This is a genomic window from Pseudomonas sp. P97.38 (assembly GCF_001269745.1).
GTDB lineage: Bacteria > Pseudomonadota > Gammaproteobacteria > Pseudomonadales > Pseudomonadaceae > Aquipseudomonas > Aquipseudomonas chlororaphis_E.
In genome coordinates this window covers 578,296-596,722 of sequence record NZ_LHVJ01000015.1, presented here as the reverse complement: position 1 = coordinate 596,722, position 18,427 = coordinate 578,296, and the positions used below count along the sequence as shown (strand labels likewise).

General features: G+C 66.6%; 5 protein-coding genes. 4 read left to right on the top strand and 1 reads right to left on the bottom strand.

The window, feature by feature from the left end:
• Positions 1 to 81 precede the first annotated feature (81 nt).
• The 3 genes from AD664_RS12865 to AD664_RS12855 are packed head-to-tail and all read left to right on the top strand — an operon-like array spanning position 82 to position 15,756.
• The gene (locus AD664_RS12865; protein ID WP_053147012.1) at positions 82 to 10,284 is read left to right on the top strand and encodes a non-ribosomal peptide synthetase; all 10,203 of its coding nucleotides are present in this window, start codon (positions 82 to 84) and stop codon (positions 10,282 to 10,284) included.
• The gene (locus tag AD664_RS12860; protein ID WP_053147009.1) at positions 10,281 to 14,111 is read left to right on the top strand and encodes an amino acid adenylation domain-containing protein; all 3,831 of its coding nucleotides are present in this window, start codon (positions 10,281 to 10,283) and stop codon (positions 14,109 to 14,111) included. Before AD664_RS12865 ends, AD664_RS12860 begins: the two co-directional genes overlap by 4 nt.
• 1 nt (position 14,112) lies before the next feature.
• Positions 14,113 to 15,756, top strand: coding sequence for a cyclic peptide export ABC transporter (locus tag AD664_RS12855; protein ID WP_053147007.1), 1,644 nt, complete (start codon positions 14,113 to 14,115; stop codon positions 15,754 to 15,756).
• A 54-nt stretch (positions 15,757 to 15,810) separates the two neighbouring features.
• On the opposite strand, the gene fhuF is transcribed toward AD664_RS12855, so the two are convergent.
• Complete coding sequence (gene fhuF, locus AD664_RS12850; protein WP_083454188.1) at positions 15,811 to 16,494, bottom strand: siderophore-iron reductase FhuF; 684 nt, start codon at positions 16,492 to 16,494, stop codon at positions 15,811 to 15,813.
• 199 nt (positions 16,495 to 16,693) lie between these two features.
• Between fhuF and AD664_RS12845 the strand changes: the two genes are divergently transcribed.
• Positions 16,694 to 18,409, top strand: coding sequence for an ABC transporter ATP-binding protein/permease (locus AD664_RS12845; RefSeq protein WP_053147005.1), 1,716 nt, complete (start codon positions 16,694 to 16,696; stop codon positions 18,407 to 18,409).
• The last annotated feature ends 18 nt before the right edge of the window (positions 18,410 to 18,427 follow it).

Genomic DNA, 18,427 nt, shown 5'->3' with positions numbered 1-18,427 from the left:
CCGCGGGGTCATCACCTGACCCCAGCGGGGCGCCAGACCGACGCTCACTGTTTTCAAGCCTTTGAAATGGACCAAGCAAGCATGAACAACATCGAAGACATCTACTCCCTTTCGCCGACCCAGCACGGCCTGCTGTTTCACAGTGTCTTTGAACCGGACTCGCGGGTGTACTACCAGCAACTGGCCCTGGAAATGAACGGCCCGCTGCAACTGGGCGCCTTTCGCGGGGCCTGGCAGGCGCTGATGCAACGCCACGCGGTGCTGCGCAGTGCGTTCCTGTGGGAAGAGCTGGACGATGCCTACCAGGTGGTGCAGCAGGACGTCGACCTGCCCCTGACCGAACTGGACTGGCAGGGCCGCGCCGACACGCAGGCGGCCCTGGAGCAACTGGGCCTTGAGCAACGGGCCCAACCGCTGGAACTGAACGAGTCGCCGCTGATGCGCGTGTGCCTGGTGCGCCTGGCGCCCGAGCGCTGGCACCTGATCTGGACCTTCCATCACATCCTCATGGACGGCTGGAGCGTTGGCATCGCAGTCCAGGAGTGGCTGGCGCTGTACTACGAACAGGCCCACGGCCGCCCGGCCCACCTGGCAGCCACCCGCCCCTACCGCGACTACATCGCCTGGCTGGCGGAACAGGACATGGCCGCCACCGAACAGTTCTGGCGCGAACAGTTGCAGGACCTGAGCGAACCGACCCCGCTGCCGTCCTTCGCCACTCGCCAGGCCGCGCCGTCGGGCGCGCCGTTCGCCGAGCGGGAAAGCCGCCTGGACGCAGGTGAAACCGAGCAACTGACCCAGTTCGCCCGGCGCCATGACCTGACCATCAACACCTTGATCCAGGGCGCCTGGGCGTTGTTGCTGGGCCAGCACGCCGGACGCGACGACGTGGTGTACGGCGTCACGGTCGCCGGCCGGCCGGAGAACCTGGCGGCGGTGGACAGCACCGTCGGGCTGTTCATCAACACCCTGCCGCTGCGGGTGCAGTGGGCCCAGAGCCCGACGCTGGTGGACTGGCTGCAACAGTTGCAGCACGCCAACAGCGACCTGCGCCACCACGCCTACCTGCCGTTGGGCAAACTCAAGGCGATGACCCGCATTGCCGCCGAGCAGGCGTTGTTCGACTCGATCCTGGTGTTCGAGAACTTCCCGGTGACCGATGCCCTCAACCAGGACACCGGTGGCTTGAGCTTCAGCGCCCCGGCCAACGACCAGCAGGTCGACGGCCTGACCCTCACCCAGGGCCGCAACCACTTCCCGTTGTCGCTGATCGTGATGCCGGACACCCAACTGCACTACCTGATCAGCTACGACCGCAGCCGCTTCAGCGACGCCGAAGTCGCGGTGTTGTCCGCGCAGTTGCGCGCGATCCTGCTGGCAATGACCAGCCAAGCCCAGTGCCAGGTCAACCGCCTGGAATGGCTGGACGCCGAAGAGCGCCAGCAATTGTTGGCGCAAGGCCGTGGCGCGCAACTGCCCGTGCCCCTCGAATGCCTGCACCAGCGCTTCGAACAGCAGGCTGCCCGTTGCCCCGAGCACCTGGCGGTTCGCGATCACCAGGTCGCATTGACCTACCGTGAACTCGATCAGCAGGCCAACCGCCTCGCCCACTGCCTGCGCGCCCAAGGCATCGACCTGGGCAGCGTAGTCGCACTGGCCTTCGAGCGCAGCGCCGATTTCGTGATCGCCCTGCTCGCCACCCTCAAGGCCGGCGCGGCGTATCTGCCCTTGGATATCAAGCAACCCGCCGGGCGTCTGGTCGACGTGCTGGTGGACAGCCGCGCGGCGCTGCTGCTTGGCGCCACACCGTCGCCCTTGCTCAAGCAACTGGCCGAACATACCCAGGCGTTGTGGCTGGCGGAACAGGCCGACACCCTCGCCCGTCAACCCGACACGCCACCGGCCGTGGCCCACAGCCCGACCGATGCGGCCTACGTGATCTACACCTCGGGTTCCACCGGCACGCCGAAAGGCGTGGTGGTCGAGCACCGCGCCATTGTCGACTACCTGACGGCGGTGCACGCCGTGCTCAACCCGCCTTCAGCCGCCACCTATGGCTTGCTGTCGAGCATTGCCGCCGACCTCGGCCACACCCAGCTGTTCGGTGCCCTGTGCAGCGGCGCCAGCCTGTTGCTGGTGGACGAGGACAGCGGTTTCAGCCCGCTGGCCCTGGCCGAGCTCTTCGACCGGCACCCGGTGGATGTACTGAAGATCACCCCAAGCCACCTCGCCGGCCTGTTGCAGGCGCTGCCCAATGCGCGGCTGTTGCCGCGCTCGCTGCTGGTGTTCGGCGGTGACGCCCTCAGCCCGGTGCTCCTGGAGCAGGTGAATCGCCTGGCGCCGGGGCTGAGGGTGTTCAACCACTACGGCCCGAGCGAAGCGACGGTCGGCGCGATTGCCACCGAACTGACCCCAGGCCTGCGCAGCATTGCCCTCGGCCGACCGCTGCCCAACCGCCACTTGCAAGTGGTCGACGGCGACGGTCGCCTGACCGCCACCGGGGTCAGCGGTGAGCTGCTGATCAGCGGCGCCCTGGCCCGGGGTTACCTGCATCGCGACGACCTCACCGCCGAACGTTTCCACCTGGATGCGCAACAGCAGCGCTGGTATCGCACCGGTGACCGCGTGCGCTGGCAAGTGGACGGCCAACTGGCGTTCCTCGGCCGCGTCGACAGCCAGGTGAAGATTCGCGGCAACCGCCTGGAGCTGGGGGAAGTCGAGGCGCAGATCAAGCGCCTGTCGCCGCTGATCGAGCAGGCCCTGGTGCGTGCCGTGGAGCTGGACGGCACCCTGCGCCTGGTGGCCTGGCTGGTCGCCAGCCAATCGCTGTCCGCCACCAAGCTGCGCAACGACCTCAGCGCCCGCGTGCCGGACTACATGGTCCCGGCGCACTTCATTACCCTCGATGAACTGCCCCTCACCCGTAACGGCAAGGTCGACGTCCAACGCCTGCCGACCCCGCAAAAGCCTACCGAAGACAGCGCCAATCACGTGGCCCCGCGCAACGACGTCGAGGCGTTGCTGGCCGAGATCTGGCAGGACGTCCTGAAGCTGGAACGGGTCAGCGTGCACGACAACTTCTTCGCCCTTGGCGGCGACTCGATCATCAACCTGCAGATCATCGCCCGCGCCAACCAACAGGGATTGAAACTCACCCCGCGCCAACTGTTCGAGAACCGCACCATCGCTGACATCGCCCGGGTACTGGGTGCCGACGCCAGCCAGGGAATGACGGACAACCTCGCCGAAGGCTACGAACTGCCCCTGGGCGCCGGCCAACGAGCCCGCCTGGAACAGGGTCCGCTGGACGCCACCTGGCGCTGCGTGGCGCTGGCCCAGGCCCTTGACGGCGAACTGCTGGGCCAGGCGATCAGTGCGTTGCAGCAACACCACCAGGCCTTGCGCCTGGCGCTCAAGGCCCTGCCCGAAGGCCAATGGCAACAACGGGTGCTGGGCGCGGCCAAGGCGTCGGTGATCGGCAGCGAAACCCTGGCCGCCTGCACGGCGGGGCAATTGCAGCGCCTGGCCCAGGCCGGCGTCGATGCCCTGGAGCTGGACGCCGGCCAGACCTTGCATGCCCGACTGCTGGACGTGGCCGGCAAGCCGTTCTTGCTGTTGGCCGCTCACCCACTGTGCGTCGACGAAGCCTCTTGGTCACTGCTGCTGAGCGACCTCAACCTGGCGCTGGCGCAACTGCGCTATCAACGGCCGGTGCGCCTGTCCTATGGTGGCGGCGACTTCACCCAATGGACCCGGCACCAGCAGGACCACGCCCAAGGCGATGCCCTGGACGAGGCCTGGGAGCACTGGCTGCAATACGCCGGTGCCGATACCCTGCAACTGCCGGCCAGCCAGCCATCGGCCGACCTGGTCGAACAGGCGCTGCCGACCAGCCTCTCCTGCGACCTCAAGCGCGTGGCCCAAGTGCTGCAACTGGACTGGAACAGCCTGTTGGCCGCTGCCGTGGCCGAACAGTGCCGTGAGCACGGCGGCGCCGGCCTGCTGGCGCTGAGCGTACAGGGTGGGCGCCCCGCCGCCGAACGCCTGCCCGTCAATGCCCCGATTGCCGTGGCCGACCTGGAGCCGGCCCGCATCCTCGGTCCGTTGGACCTGGCGGTGCCGTACTTCCTCCAGGCCGAAGGCGACAACCTGCTGCAACGCGTGCAGGCGCTGGCCGCGCAATGGCGGGCCTACCCGCAGCACGGCGTCGACTATGGTGCCCTGCGCTACCTGTCGGACAACACGTACCTGCAAGAACCCCTGCGTGACCTGCCGCCGGCAGCAGTCGCCATTCGCTGGCAGGGCAACCGCGACAGCCACCGCGAAGCACACGGCATCCTGGCCCAGGTCGAGGCGGCGAGCCCATTGCCGGCAACGAGCTGCCCGCTGACCCTGGACGCCTGGTGGCAGGACGGTTGCCTGCACCTGCGCTGCCAAGGCGCCCTCGCCGTCACCTGGGCGCCGCAGCTCGTGCAACGCTTGGGCGAACTGGCCGGGCTGATCAACGCCGCCGACCTGCGCCCCGCCAGCCAGGCCTTCCCGCTGTGCCACAAACAAGCGGCGACCCTGGCGGCCGAGCCGCTGGACTGGCTGAACATCGAAGACGTCTACCCACTGTCGTCGATGCAACAGGGCATGCTGCTGCACACCCTGTTGCAACCCCACAGCGGGATCTACCTGATGCAACAGCGCTACAGCTGGGACGGCGTGTTGCAACGCCCGGCGATGGAAGCGGCGTGGCAGCTGTTCCTGCAACGCCACCCGATGATGCGCACTGCATTCTGGTGGCAGGACGACCACGAACCGCTGCAATGCGTCTACCGCCAGACCCATGCGGCGTTCGACTGGCAGGACCTGCGCCATCTCGATACCGAGCAGCAACGCCTGGCGATGGACCAGGCCCTGGAAGCCCAGCGTCTGCAAGGCTTCGACATGGCGTGTGCGCCCCTGACCCACCTGCGGGTATTCCAACTGGATGAGCGTCGCTTCGCCGTGGTGCGCAGCTTCCACCACATCCTCACCGACGCCTGGTGTTTCGGCCTGCTGATGGAAGACCTGCTGGCGATCTACCAGGCCATCGTGCGCGAGGAGCCGGTAGCCCGTCCGCGCCTGCGTTCGTTCCGTGGTTACATGAGCTGGCTGGAGCGCCATGACATGGCCGCCGCCCACGCTTTCTGGCAGGCGCAGATGGCCGGTTTCAGCGAACCGACGCCGCTGCACGTGGACAGCCCCGTGGCGCGCCCCGAACAGGCGCCGGAACAGGTGGGTGACTTCGACCAGACCCTGAGCATCGCCCAGACCCAGCGTTTGCAGCAGCTGTGCCAGCAATACCAACTGACGCCGAACACCTGGATCCAGGGTGCCTGGGCGTTGTTGCTGTCGCGCTACAGCGGCAACCGCGACGTGCTGTTTGGCGTCACCGTGGCCGGTCGTCCCACCGACCTTGCCGGCGTCGAGGAAATGGTCGGGCTGTTCATCAACAGCCTGCCGCTGCGGGTGGACGTCGACCCGCAAGCGCCGGTCGCCGACTGGCTGCAAGCGCTGCTGTCGCACAACGCGCAATTGCGCGAGCACGAAAGCGCGTCGTTGGTGGACATCCAGCGTTGCAGCGAAGTACCCCGCGGCCAGCAACTGTTCGACAGCCTGGTGGTGTTCGAGAACGCCCCGCTGGACATCAGCAGCGTGCAACTGGATGCCTTCAGCATCGACATCTATGAAGACCGGGTGCACACCAACTTCCCGATGACCGTGGTGCTCTACCCCGGCGATCGCCTGGGCATTCGCCTGTCCTATGACAGCCAGCGCTTCACCACCGACACCGTGCAGCGCATGCTCGGCCATCTGGTGCAATTGCTGTCCAGCATGCTCGACCAGCCACAGGCACCGCTGGGCAGCTTGCAGATGCTCCCCGAAGCGGAGCGCCGTCACTTGCAGGTCGAGTGCAACCCAAGCACCGTCGACTTCCCGCTGGAGCGCGGCTATGCCTCGCTGTTCGCCGACCAGGTCCGTCGCCGCCCGCAACACATCGCCGCGGTCTGCCAGGACCAATCGCTGACCTACGCCGAACTGGACCGCCGCACCAACGCCATCGCCCACGCGCTGCAACAGGCTGGCGCCGGCCCGGAAACCCTGGTGGCGCTGTTTGCCGAGCGTGGCCTGGCCCTGCTGACGATGATGATCGCCACGCTCAAGGCCGGCGCCGCGTTCCAGGCCCTCGACATCCAGCAGCCGCCGGCCCGCCTGGCGGAGCTGCTGGACCTCGGCGAAGCCCCGCTGCTGCTGGTGTGCGACAGCGCCAGCGCGACCCTGGACAACGTCCTGCCACAACTGCGTCGACAACCCACCTGCCTGGTCGCCCAAGCGCTCTGGCAAGGCAGCGAGGCACCGGCGGTCACCTACGCCCACGACCCCGACCAACTGGCCTACGTGATCTTCACCTCGGGCTCCACCGGCACGCCGAAAGGGGTCATGGTCGAGCAACGCGGGATGCTCAACAACATGTTCGGCAAGGTCCCGAGCCTGGGCCTGGGCGAGCACGACCGGATTGCCCAGACCGCGTCGGCGGCGTTCGATATCTGCGTGTGGCAGTTCCTCGCCGCACCGCTGTTCGGCGCCACCGTGCAGATCCTTCCCGACGCCCAGGCCCATGATCCGGTGGCCCTGCTCGACGCCGTCCAGGCGCACGAGCTGACGCTTCTGGAAACCGTGCCGGCGCTGATCCGCGGCATGCTCCAGGAAAGCCAGGCGCACCATACCCTGGCAAGCCTGCGCTGGTTGCTGCCCACCGGTGAAGCCTTGCCACCGGCCCTGGCGCGGGACTGGTTCGCACGCTTCCCGACCATCGCCCTGATGAACGCCTACGGCCCGGCGGAATGCTCGGATGACGTGGCCTTCCACCCAATCACCCAAGCCCCGGCCGACGACTGCCTGCACATGCCTATCGGCAAACCCACCGCCAACAACCAGGTGTTCGTGCTCGATTCAGCACTGCGCATGGTGCCCATCGGCGTTCCCGGTGAATTGTGCATCGGTGGCGTCGGCGTGGGGCGCGGTTACCTGCGCGACCCACAGCGCACCCGCGAAGCCTTCGTCCCGCACCCGTTCCAGGCGGATGCACGGCTGTACCGCAGCGGTGACATCGGCCGGCTGCGCGCCGATGGCGTGCTCGAATACCTCGGCCGCCGCGATCAGCAAGTGAAGATCCGCGGCCACCGGATCGAACTCGGCGAGATCGAAAACCGCCTGATGCAACACCCGGCGGTGAACAGCGCGGCCGTCCTGGCGCTGCCCGATACCCGGGGAGCCCTGCAACTGGTCGCCTGGTACGTGCTGGACAGCACCGCCGACCTGGGCGACGAGCCCGCGCCACAGGTGCTGGCCGCTTACCTGGGCGCCCAACTGGCGAGCTACATGGTGCCGGCGCGCTGGCTGGCGCTGGAGCAATTGCCGCTGAACGCCAACGGCAAGGTCGACCGCCGCGCCCTCGCCGCCCGCGGTGTGCCCCAGGCCGAGACCACCGAAGCATTGTGCGTGGCCCCGCGCACCGAAACCGAACAGGTCCTGGCGCAACTGTGGCAGGAGATTCTCGGCCTGGACACGGTCGGCGTGCACGACGACTTCTTCGCCATCGGCGGTCACTCGCTGTTGGCGACCCAGGTGCTGTCGCGGATTCGTCGACGCCTGAACGTGAACCTGCCGCTGCGCACGCTGTTCGAGCGCGGCACCCTGGAGCAGTTGGCCGCCGCGGTGGACCGCCAGCGCGAGGCCCCGGTCGAGTCCGCGGGCGACAGCGACATCGCCCTGGCGCCACGGCACCAGCCGTTGCCGTTGTCGTTCAGCCAGCAACGCTTGTGGTTCCTCGATCGTTTCGAAGGCCCGAGCGCCGCCTACAACATGAGCACCGTGGTGCGGTTGCGCGGCGCACTGGACATCCCGGCGCTGCAAGCGGCGTTGCAAACCGTGCTGGAGCGCCATGAATCACTGCGCACCGCCTTCCAGCTCAACGGCGACCAGCCTTGCCAGGTGATCAGCCCGGCCCCCGTGGTCGACCTGACGCCGACCGAGCTGGCCCCGCTCGACGGCGAACAGCAGGCGCACACCCTGCAACGCCTGATCGACGAGCAGGCCGGCACCCCATTCGACCTGCAACAGGCGCCGATGCTGCGCGCCCGGTTGCTGCGCCTGGGCGCGGACGATCACGTGCTGCAACTGGTGCTGCACCACATCGCCACCGACGCCTGGTCCATGGGTATCCTGGTGCAGGAGCTGATCACCGGCTACCAGGCCTACACCCGCGGTTCGCCCCCGGACTTGCCGGTGTTGCCGGTCCAGTACGCCGACTACGCCTACTGGCAACGCAGCGAAGCGCAACAGCGCCAACTGGCACGGGCCATCGACTACTGGCGCCGCCAACTGGACGGTGCACCGACGCTGATCCCGCTGCCGCTCGACTACCCGCGCCCGGCGCGTCCCGACTACCAGGGCGCGGCCCTGGAGCAACGGTTCAGCCCGGCCCAGGCGCAGGTGCTCAAGGCCTATGCGCAACAGCAGCGAGCGACGCTGTTCATGGTCCTGCTCAACGCCTTCAACAGCCTGATGCAGCGCGCCACCGGGGCCAACGACTTCATCGTCGGCACCGACCTGGCCAACCGCGAACACCCGGCGCTGGAACACCTCATCGGCTTTTTCGTCAACGTGCTGCCCATCCGCGCACGCCTGAGCGAAGGCGAAGGGTTCGACGAGCGCCTGCAACGCCTGCGTGAAGACTGCCTGTCGGCCTTCCAGCACCAGCAGGTGCCGTTCGACAAACTGGTCGAGGAACTGCAACCGCCCCGTACGCCAGGAGTCAATCCGCTGGTCCAGGTGCTGTTCGTCATGCAGAACACGCCCACCGGCAATGCCAGCCTGGCCGACCTTGCGGTGGAACACCTGGTGCCGCGCCAGGAAAGCAGCAAGTTCGACCTCGCCGTGTTTGTCGAGGAAGACGAAGCCAAAGGCCTGAATGTGCGTTGGGTTTACCGCACCGGCGTGTTGCAGGAAGCGACCGTCAAGCGCCTCGAACAAGGCTTCGAGAGCCTGGTGGAGCGGATCGCCTCGGCTTCCGGGCAAGCGCTGGACGATTGGTCGTGGCGCCTGGCGCACCCTCAGGACAGCAGCACGCCGGCCCAGCCTGAAGCACCGGCCGACGACGCGACGGCACGCAGCGCGCGCAAGCTGTCCAAGCTGAGCAAGCTCAAGCAGACCCGGGCCACCGCCGTCAGCCAGTTGGCCCACGAACAGGTGCGCACCCGCACGCTGATCGCCGGACAGCCCCTGCCGCTGGTCATCGAACCGCTGCTGGGCGACCTCGACCCGGCGCACTGGGCGCTGCAAGCCCGGGCATGGATCAACGAGCAATTGCGCACCCACGGCGGGCTGCTGTTCCGCGGCTTCAACCTGCCGGACGCCGCCGCTTTCGAGCAGTTCGCCCAGGCCATCGAACCGGACCTCTACGGGACCTACGGTGACCTGCCGAAGAACACCTCCGGCAAGAACATCTACCACTCCACGCCGTACCCGGAACAACACATGATTCTCTTCCACAACGAGAGCTCGCACCTGCCGCAGTGGCCGCGCAAGCAGTGGTTCTATTGCGAGACACCGTCGCCGGTGGGCGGCTGCACGCCGATCGTCGATTGCCGCCAGGTGCTGGCGCGCCTGCCGGACGACATCGTCGCCCGCTTGAAGAGCCAGGGCCTGCTCTACGTGCGCCACTTCACCGACAAGCTGGACGTGCGCTGGCAGGACTTCTTCAAGACCGAACAGCGCGAGGAAGTCGAGCGCCAATGCCAGGCATCGGGCATGCGCTGGGAATGGCTGGGGGCCGATAACCTGCGCATCGCCCAGCACTGCCCGGCCATTGTCGAGCACCCCGAGACCGGCGAGCTGTCGTTCTTCAACCAGGTGCAATTGCACCACACCGCCTGCCTGGAGCCAGAAGTACGCAGCAACCTGATCAATCTGTTCGGCCCGCAACACCTGCCACGCAACGTTTATTACGGCGACGGCAGCGTGATCGAAGACGCAGTGATGGACGTGATCGGTGCGGCGTACGAAGACTGCGCCGTGCGGTTCACCTGGCAAAAAGGTGACATGGTGATGCTCGACAACATGCTGGTGGCCCACGCCCGCGACCCGTTCGAAGGCGAGCGCAAGATCTGTGTCGCCATGGGCCAGATGATGCGTCGTGACCAATTGAAAGGGGCTCTGCCCGACGAGCAGCCGGCGGCGGAGGTGCAGGCATGAGCGCCTACGAAAAGCGTGAAGAAGCCTTCGCCCTCTCGCCACAGCAACGCAGCCAGTGGCTGGGCGGTTTGCCGTCGGCGCGCCTGGAGCTGGAGATCAGCGGCGCGCTGGCCCTGGAGCGCGTGCAGCAACGGCTCGCCGCGCTGAGCGCCTGCCACGAAGCGCTACGCCTGCGGGTACGGCCCGAGCCGGGCCTGTTGCTGCCGTTGCAGGTGGTGGAGTCGGCCGTCACCGCACACGACGCCATCCGTGTCGAGGTGCAATCGGTGGGGGCCGATCGGCATCGGCTCAGCCTGCAACTGCCAGCCCTGGGCGCGGACCGCGGGACCTTGCTGCGCCTGGCCCAGGCCTTGGCTTGCGCGCAGGCGCCGACGGTCGACGACGAAGCCATGACCTACACCCAATACAGCGCCTGGCTCTACGAATTGCAGGCCGACGAAGACGCCGAGCATGGCCGGCGCTTCTGGGCCACTCAAGCGGTGGAGCCCGCAACCACCGGTGAACTGTTCTACCGCCAGGTGCGCAGCGACCGCGCCGCCACCCCGGTGACCACTCGCCTGCTCGCCAGCCCGCTGTTGAACGCAGCCCTGGACAGCTTTTGCCAGCGCCACGACGCGTCTGCCGAGCAGGTGCTGATGACCGCCTGGGCCGTGTTGCTGCAACGCCTGAGCAGCGGCGACAGCCCGGCCCTGACCTTGAACTGGGTCCACGATTGCCGCGACGACTACGAAGAACTCGCAGACTGCTGGGGTCTGTTCGCCAAGCCCCTGCCCCTGCGCTGGCAACCGGCCCCCGAGAGCTCGTTCGCCCAGGCCCTGGCACACCTGCAAAACCTCTGCGAGCAAGCCACCGAATGGCAGGAATACTGCGGCGTCAGCACCGCCCAGGCATCCGAAGCGTCGCACTACGGCTTCCAGTGGGGCGCGCAACTGCCCGAGCGGCTCGGCGTCCTGGGTAGCAGCGCCTCGACGCTCAGCGTGCTGGACGCCCACGCCATCCCGGCAGGCATGGAGTTGCTGCTGGTGGCTGAAACGATTGGCAGCGGCTATCGCCTGAACCTGTCTCACCTGCCAAACCGCTACAGCGAACAGGCCGCCGCGATGCTGCTGGAACAGCTGCAGTCGCTGCTGCTCGACGCCCTCGCCAACCCCGCCAAATCGCTGTCGACGCTGTCGTTGCAGGCCCCCAGCTTCGCCGCAACACTGGCGGCGCTAGAGAGCCCGCTCGACGGCGCAGCGGTGTTGGCCAGCGTACCGGCGCGCTTCAGCGCCTGCGCCAACCAATACCCTCATCACGTGGCCCTGCGCGACCACCATGGGCACCTGGACTACGCCGAGCTGGACGCACGTAGCAACCAACTGGCGCAGTACCTGCGGGCCCAGGGTATCGGTCGCGAAGACCGCGTGGCGCTGTACCTGGATCGCTCGGCGCCGATGGTGCTGGCAATGCTCGCCGTGCTGAAAAGCGGTGCGGCGTTCGTGCCGCTGGACGTGCATCAACCCGCCCAACGCTCCCTGGCCATCCTGCAACAGGCGCGACCGGCGTTCATCCTCAGCGGCGCGGCGGGCCCGGCCCCCGCCCTGCCCGCCGTCGCCAGCCTCGATTTGCGCGAGGAAACGCTCTGGCAGCAAGGCCCGAGCCACGCACCGGAGCACGAGGTCCAACCCGTAGACGCCGCCTACGTGCTGTTCACCTCCGGCAGCACCGGCACGCCCAAAGGCGTCATCGTCGAGCACCGCCAGCTTGCCAACTACGTCGCCAGTATCTCCCGGCGCCTGTCACTGGCGGCCGGCGAGCGCAGCGCGGTGGTCACGTCGCTGGCCGCCGACCTGGGCTACACCTTGCTGTTCCCGGCGCTGCTCAGCGGCGGCGAACTGCACCTGCTGGACAAGGAAACCGCCATGGATGCCCAGGCCTGGGCCACGTGGCAGGCGCAGCATCCGGTCGATCACTTGAAGGTTGTACCGTCGTTGCTCGACGCCTGGCTGATCCACGCCCAAAGCGCCGCCGTGCTGCCGCGCAAGCAACTGATCCTCGGCGGCGAAAACTGCTCACCACGCTTGCTGCGCAGCATTCGCGAACACGCGCCGGCATTGACGATCTTCAACCATTACGGCCCCACCGAAACCACGGTCGGGGTGGTGATGCACCAGCTCGAACCGGCCGTGGACTATCGCCGCCTGCCCCTCGGCGACCGTCTCGACGGCATGCGCCTGTACCTGCTGGACGAGCAACTGGCGCCCGTCGCCCCCGGCCAAAGTGCCGAGCTGTACATCGCCGGCCCGCAACTGGCGCGGGGTTACCTGGACGCACAACAGGACGCCGGACGGTTCATCGAGTCGGCGCAAGGGCCCGGCGAGCGCCTGTATCGCACCGGCGACGTGGCGCGCTACCTCCATGACGGCAGCCTGGAGATCGCCGGGCGTGCGGACCGCCAGGTGAAGATCCGCGGCTTTCGCGTGGAACTCGACGAGATACAGGCCCAACTGGCCGGCCTGCCCGGTGTGGCCCAAGCGGCGGTGGAGTGCATTCCCCGTGGCGAACTCGGCCAGCAATTGTTCGCCTTCATGACCCTGGCACCCGGGCATTCGACCAGCGTCGCGCGCTTGCACGGCCAGGCCCAGGATTGCCTGCCGGACTACATGCTGCCGACCCTGCGGATCGTCGAAGCGTTGCCGCTGATGGGCAACGGCAAGCTCGACCGCAAGACTTTGCAGCAATGGGCCGACAAAGTGCTCGACACGGTCGGCAGTGCCTTGCCGCGCACACCGCTGGAGGCCCTGCTCGCCGAGGTCTGGGCGCAGGTCCTGGGCCTGGAGCGAGTGGGCATCGACGATGACTTCTTCGAGCTGGGCGGCCATTCCCTGGCGGCGGTAACGCTGGCCAGCCGCTTGCAGACCGCCCTGTCGGCGCCGGTGACCGTCAACGCCGTGTTCAACGCGCCCAGCGTCTCGGCTTTTGCGGCGCTGGTGCAGGCCGAGTTGAAACTGTCGCCGCTGGTCAGGCTGTCGCCGCCCGGCGTCGAAGCGGCCAACCTGTTCTGCTTCCACCCCTCCACCGGCCATGTGCAGGACTACCGCGCGCTGTTGGCGCCGTTGCAGGCCTGGAATCTCTGGGGCTTGCAGGCGGCCTACCTGGCCGAGGACAGCACGGCGCTGGGAGGCGACATCGAGAGCCTCGCCGCGCTCTACGTCGAACACCTGCGCCAACGGCAACCCCATGGGCCTTATCACCTGCTGGGCTTCTCCCTCGGTGGGCTGCTGGCGATCGCCGCGGCGGCGCGCCTGGAAAGCCTGGGCGAACAGGTCGCCTTCCTGGGCATCATCGACTCGCAATACCAGCACCAGGCGCCGGAGGACAGCGTCCAAGCGCTGCTGGAATCGGCGGTCGAGGCCTTGACCCCCGACAGCCAGGCGCTGATGCGCCAATTGCCGGCGCCGCTGATGAGCGCGTTGACCGCGCAACTGGATGCCCTGCCCCCGGCGGCGAGACTGCCGGAACTGGTGCAGTGGGCGCGCCAGCAAGGCTTGCAACTCGATGGCGACAGCTGGGAACATTTGCAGACGCGGCTGCGCTACCAGCAGCATACCCAGCACTTGCTGGCCAGCTTCAAGCCGGCCCGGCTGAGCTGCCCGGTGCATGTCTGGTGGGCCAGCGACACCCTGGCCCAGGCTGATTTCAGCGATCCGCACTGGGAACGCCTGAGCAGCGGTTCGCTGACCCGCGACGTCATCCCGGCACAACACCTCACTGTCCTCGAACAGCCCGCCTTCCAGCAGCAACTGGCGGCGCGTCTCGAGGCCCTTGCGACACACGGAGCGGTTTGAAATGGATCTGTTGTTACTCATGGCCAAACGTTCATGGCGCGCCCTGCTGGTGGCGACCTTGACGGGCCTGATCTGCGGCCTTGCGGCGGCTGGCCTGATCGCCAACATCAACCACAGCCTGACGGTGTTCGACCAACTGCGGCCGATGGATGGTGTGTACTTCGGCGCCCTGGTGGCGCTGGTGGCGGTGTCGCGGGTGATCTCCGACGTCAGCCTGCTGCGCCTGGGCCAGGCGGCGGTCAATGACATGCGCCTGCACCTGAGCGCCAAACTGATCGACACGCCGTACGCGCAGTTGCAGCGCCTGGGCAAGCACCGCCTGCTGGCGATGCTGACCGACGATACGCAAACCATCAGCCAGGCGGTGGAGCTGGTGCCGATCCTGCTGGTCAACGCCGGGATCATCGCCGCCTGCCTGGCCTACCTGGGCTGGCTGAGCCTGCCGTTGCTCGGCCTGACGCTGTTGCTGATCGCCCTGGGCAGCCTCAGCTTCAACTGGCCGCAACGCCGGGCGCTGACCTCGATCTCACGGGCCCGTGAGCTCAAGGACCAGTTGTTCGACCAGTACCGCCTGCTCACCGACGGCAGCAAGGAACTGCAACTCAACCACCCGCGCCGGCAACACTTCTTCACCCGGTTGCTGATTCCGGTGAGCCAGCAATATCGCCGGGATTTCGTGCGGGGCATGAGCATCTATGCGCTGGTGATGAACTGGGGCAATGCGGTGTTCTACCTGCTGATCGGCGTGGTGCTGTTCGCCGCGCCGCACTTTATCGAGCTGCAGGTCAGCCTGGTCACCGGCTACATCCTGGCGATCCTCTACATGATCACGCCGCTGTCGGAGCTGATGCACGCCCTGCCGACCCTGGGCCGGGCCAGTGTCGCGCTGAACAAGATTCGCGCCCTGGAAGGCGAGATGCAGGCCGCCGACGAGGCCATCGAGACAATCACCCCGACCCAGGTGCGCAGCCTGGTGTGCCGGCAGGTCAGCCATACCTACTACCGCGAGCGCGAGGACGGCCATTTCACGCTGGGCCCCATCGACCTTACGCTCAATGCCGGCGAAGTGGTGTTCATCACCGGCGGCAACGGCAGCGGCAAGACCACCCTGGCGTTGTTACTGACGGGCCTCTACCGGCCGGAAAACGGCGACATCGTACTCGACGAGCAAGTCTCCTCCAGCCACGACAACCACCATTACCGCCAGCACTTCTCGGCGATCTTCACCGACTTCTGCCTGTTCGAGAACCTGTTCGACGGCGACGATCCGCACCTGGTGAAGCAGGCGCAGGACTACCTGATCCAGCTGCAACTGGATCACAAGGTGCAAATCGAGGAAGGCAAGCTGACGACCCTGGCCCTGTCCACCGGGCAACGCAAGCGCCTGGCGCTGCTCAGTGCCTACCTGGACGATCGCCCGTGCTACCTGTTCGACGAATGGGCGGCCGACCAGGACCCGGTGTTCAAGCACTTTTTCTACACCCGGATCCTGCCGGACCTGCGCGTGCGAGGCAAATTGCTGATCGTCATTTCCCACGACGACGCCTACTTCGGCCTGGCCGACCGGCTGATCCGCATCGAGCACGGCACGCTCAGCGAAGTGGCGCCCCAGGCTGCGGCGAAGGCCTCGGCGGTGTTTTCCTGAGGTCGTCGACAGACCCGTGGATAATCTGGCGAGCCCCGTTACCGGGGCTCACGCCTATTCATAGATGTAATGCAGATAGCTCACCTGCTCCGCCAGGGGCAGGCGATGCAGTTTCGGGCAGGACTCGCAGAGCACCGGTGGCTGGCCTTCGACGGGCTCGTGCAACTGATAGTGCAGGCAGCAATGCCGGCGCAAAGGCAAGGTTGGGCAGATTTGCGGCGCGGGCGACTCGACCATGCGTTGCAGGCCCCGCAACTTCAGGCGCCCGTCGTTGACCGTAGCTTGCTCCAGCCACCGGTGCGCCTCGGCGAACCCGTCCCGGGAGAGGTCGGGGTCCATTCTCGCGAAAGCGCCGTCCCAGATGGCAACCATGTTGCCCCAGAGTATTTTCGGTGCCAGGCCACCGGCAGCGGCCAGGGGGATGAACAACGGCGCCAGGTGCTCATGGACCAACCGCGACCAGTAGGCCGCACGCGCTTGCGCGCCCAGGGCCGGCAGGCGACTGGGCAGTCCCAGCGCCGACGGCTGGCCGTCATCGTGCAGCAACTGTGCTTGCTCGCCCCAGAAGTCGATGGCGCAGTGACGGGTCAACACACAGGCCAGGGTGGCCGGCAGGACGATACTCATGTAGTTCATCGACCATTGCGAGACCACGGCGGCGCGGTTCACGCCGGGGTAGCGCAGCGCGAAGCGGGCCAGCAAAGGCTGCAACACATCGGGGTTGGCCAGTTGGTTCAACGCGATACAAGGCTGATCGCCAGGCCCCTGTCGGATCACGCGCTTTATCGGCGGCCAGGCCTGGTTCAGCCATTCTGGAAATTCGATAACGGGCTCCCGTGACTTTCCCTAATTAATGCAAACGATTAGCATTGGCTGATCCTATCCTCCCGCCCCTGTAAACTCAACGTCATCAGCGACCAGGCTCACCAAAGACCTCATGCACACACTTCGCAATTTCTGGCGCCTCGCACGGCCTTTCTGGGTATCCGAGGAAAAGTACCCGGCCCTGTTGTTGCTGCTGGGCACCGTGCTGATGACCCTGTGCCTGGTGGGCGTCAACATCCTCAACAATTTCTGGAACCTGCATTTCTACAACGCCTTGCAGGCCCTGGACTACCACGGGTTTCTCGTCGGCAGCCTGCAATTCATCCTGCTGCAGGTCGGCACGGCCGCCTTTACCGTGGGCGCGTTCCACTTCCAGCAGAAGCTGACCATACGCTGGCGGCGCTGGGCCACGCGCCACATGCTCGACCAATGGCTGGGCAGCCAGCGTTACCAGAAGCTGAAACTGACCGAGACCGAGGTCGATAACCCTGACCAGCGGATCGCCGAGGACATCGACCTGTTCATCGTCAAGTCGCTGAAGTTGAGCCTGGGCTTGCTGACGTCGGTGGTGTCGCTGTTTTCGTTCCTGAACATTCTCTGGCAGGCCTCCAGCCTGGTGAGCGTGCCGTTCAACGACCAGTCGGTGGTCATCCCCGGCCTGCTGGTATGGATTGCCCTCGTGTACGCGCTGCTGGGCACAGGCCTGGCGTTCTGGCTGGGGCGCGCCCTGCCCAGCCTCAACTTCATGCAACAGCGGCGCGAGGCGGACTTTCGTTTCTCGCTGATTCGCCTGCGGGAAAACGCCGACTCGGTGGCCCAATACCGCGGTGAACCGGTGGAGAACGAACGCTTCAACCGACGCCTGGAGGCGGCGCTGGAAAACTTCTGGGCGCTGGTCAAGAAGCAGAAGCTGATCATGGGCTACTCGACGTTCTACCTGCGCAGCGCCACGGTCATTCCCATGTTCATCATGGCGCCGCAATTCTTCGCCGGCGCCTTTCCCCTCGGCCGCCTGACCCAGATCAGCGCAGCCTTTGGCGAAGTGCACGCGGCCATCGCCTATCTGGTCAGCGTGTTTCCGGAGCTGTCGGAATGGAAATCGGTGATCGATCGTTTGAACGGGTTCCAGGAGCGCCTGGACAACGTCGAGGTCAAGTCTGCGGTGCGTCTCGAACAGCAGGTCAGCGGCCTCGACATCAAGGACCTGGACGTCTGGCTGCCGAACGGCCGGCCATTGTTCAAGGGCTTCAACCTGTCCCTCAAGCCCGGTGACAGCCTCATGATCAGTGCGCCGTCGGGCTACGGCAAATCGACGCTGATCCGCACCATCACCGGGCTCTGGCCCCACGCCACGGGCAGCAGCCACTATGACCGTGAACGGGCGCTGACGCTGTCGCAAAAACCCTACCTGCCATTGGGCAGCCTGCGCGAAGCGCTCTGGTACCCCAACCCGCCACGGCGCGAGGAAGACGCGGCGCTGCGCCAGGCCATGGAATACATCGGCCTGCAGCACCTGGGCGATCAGTTGGACCAGGAACGGGACTGGGCCCAGACCCTCAGCATCGGCGAACAGCAACGCTGCGCCTTCGTCCGCGCCCTGCTGGCCCGGCCCACGGTGCTGTTCCTCGACGAAAGCAGCTCGGCCCTGGATGCGGCCAACGAACAGCGCTGCTACCAACTGCTCAAGCAGGCCCTGCCGGAATCGATCCTGATCAGCGTCGGGCACAACACCTCGCTGGAACAGATTCACTGGCAAGTCCTCGAACTCAAGGGCGAGGCCCAGTGGGTCCAGCGCAAGGCCCGGCAAGCAGCCATGCCCCTGGGCTGACCCCGCTACCGCCTTCGC

Excerpts from the sequence above, each read along its gene's own strand:
- AD664_RS12845 (WP_053147005.1), top strand. The coding sequence starts at position 16,694 with ATGCACACACTTCGCAATTTCTGGCGCCTCGCACGGCCTTTCTGGGTA.
- AD664_RS12855 (WP_053147007.1), top strand. The coding sequence starts at position 14,113 with ATGGATCTGTTGTTACTCATGGCCAAACGTTCATGGCGCGCCCTGCTG.
- AD664_RS12860 (WP_053147009.1), top strand. The coding sequence starts at position 10,281 with ATGAGCGCCTACGAAAAGCGTGAAGAAGCCTTCGCCCTCTCGCCACAG.
- AD664_RS12865 (WP_053147012.1), top strand. The coding sequence starts at position 82 with ATGAACAACATCGAAGACATCTACTCCCTTTCGCCGACCCAGCACGGC.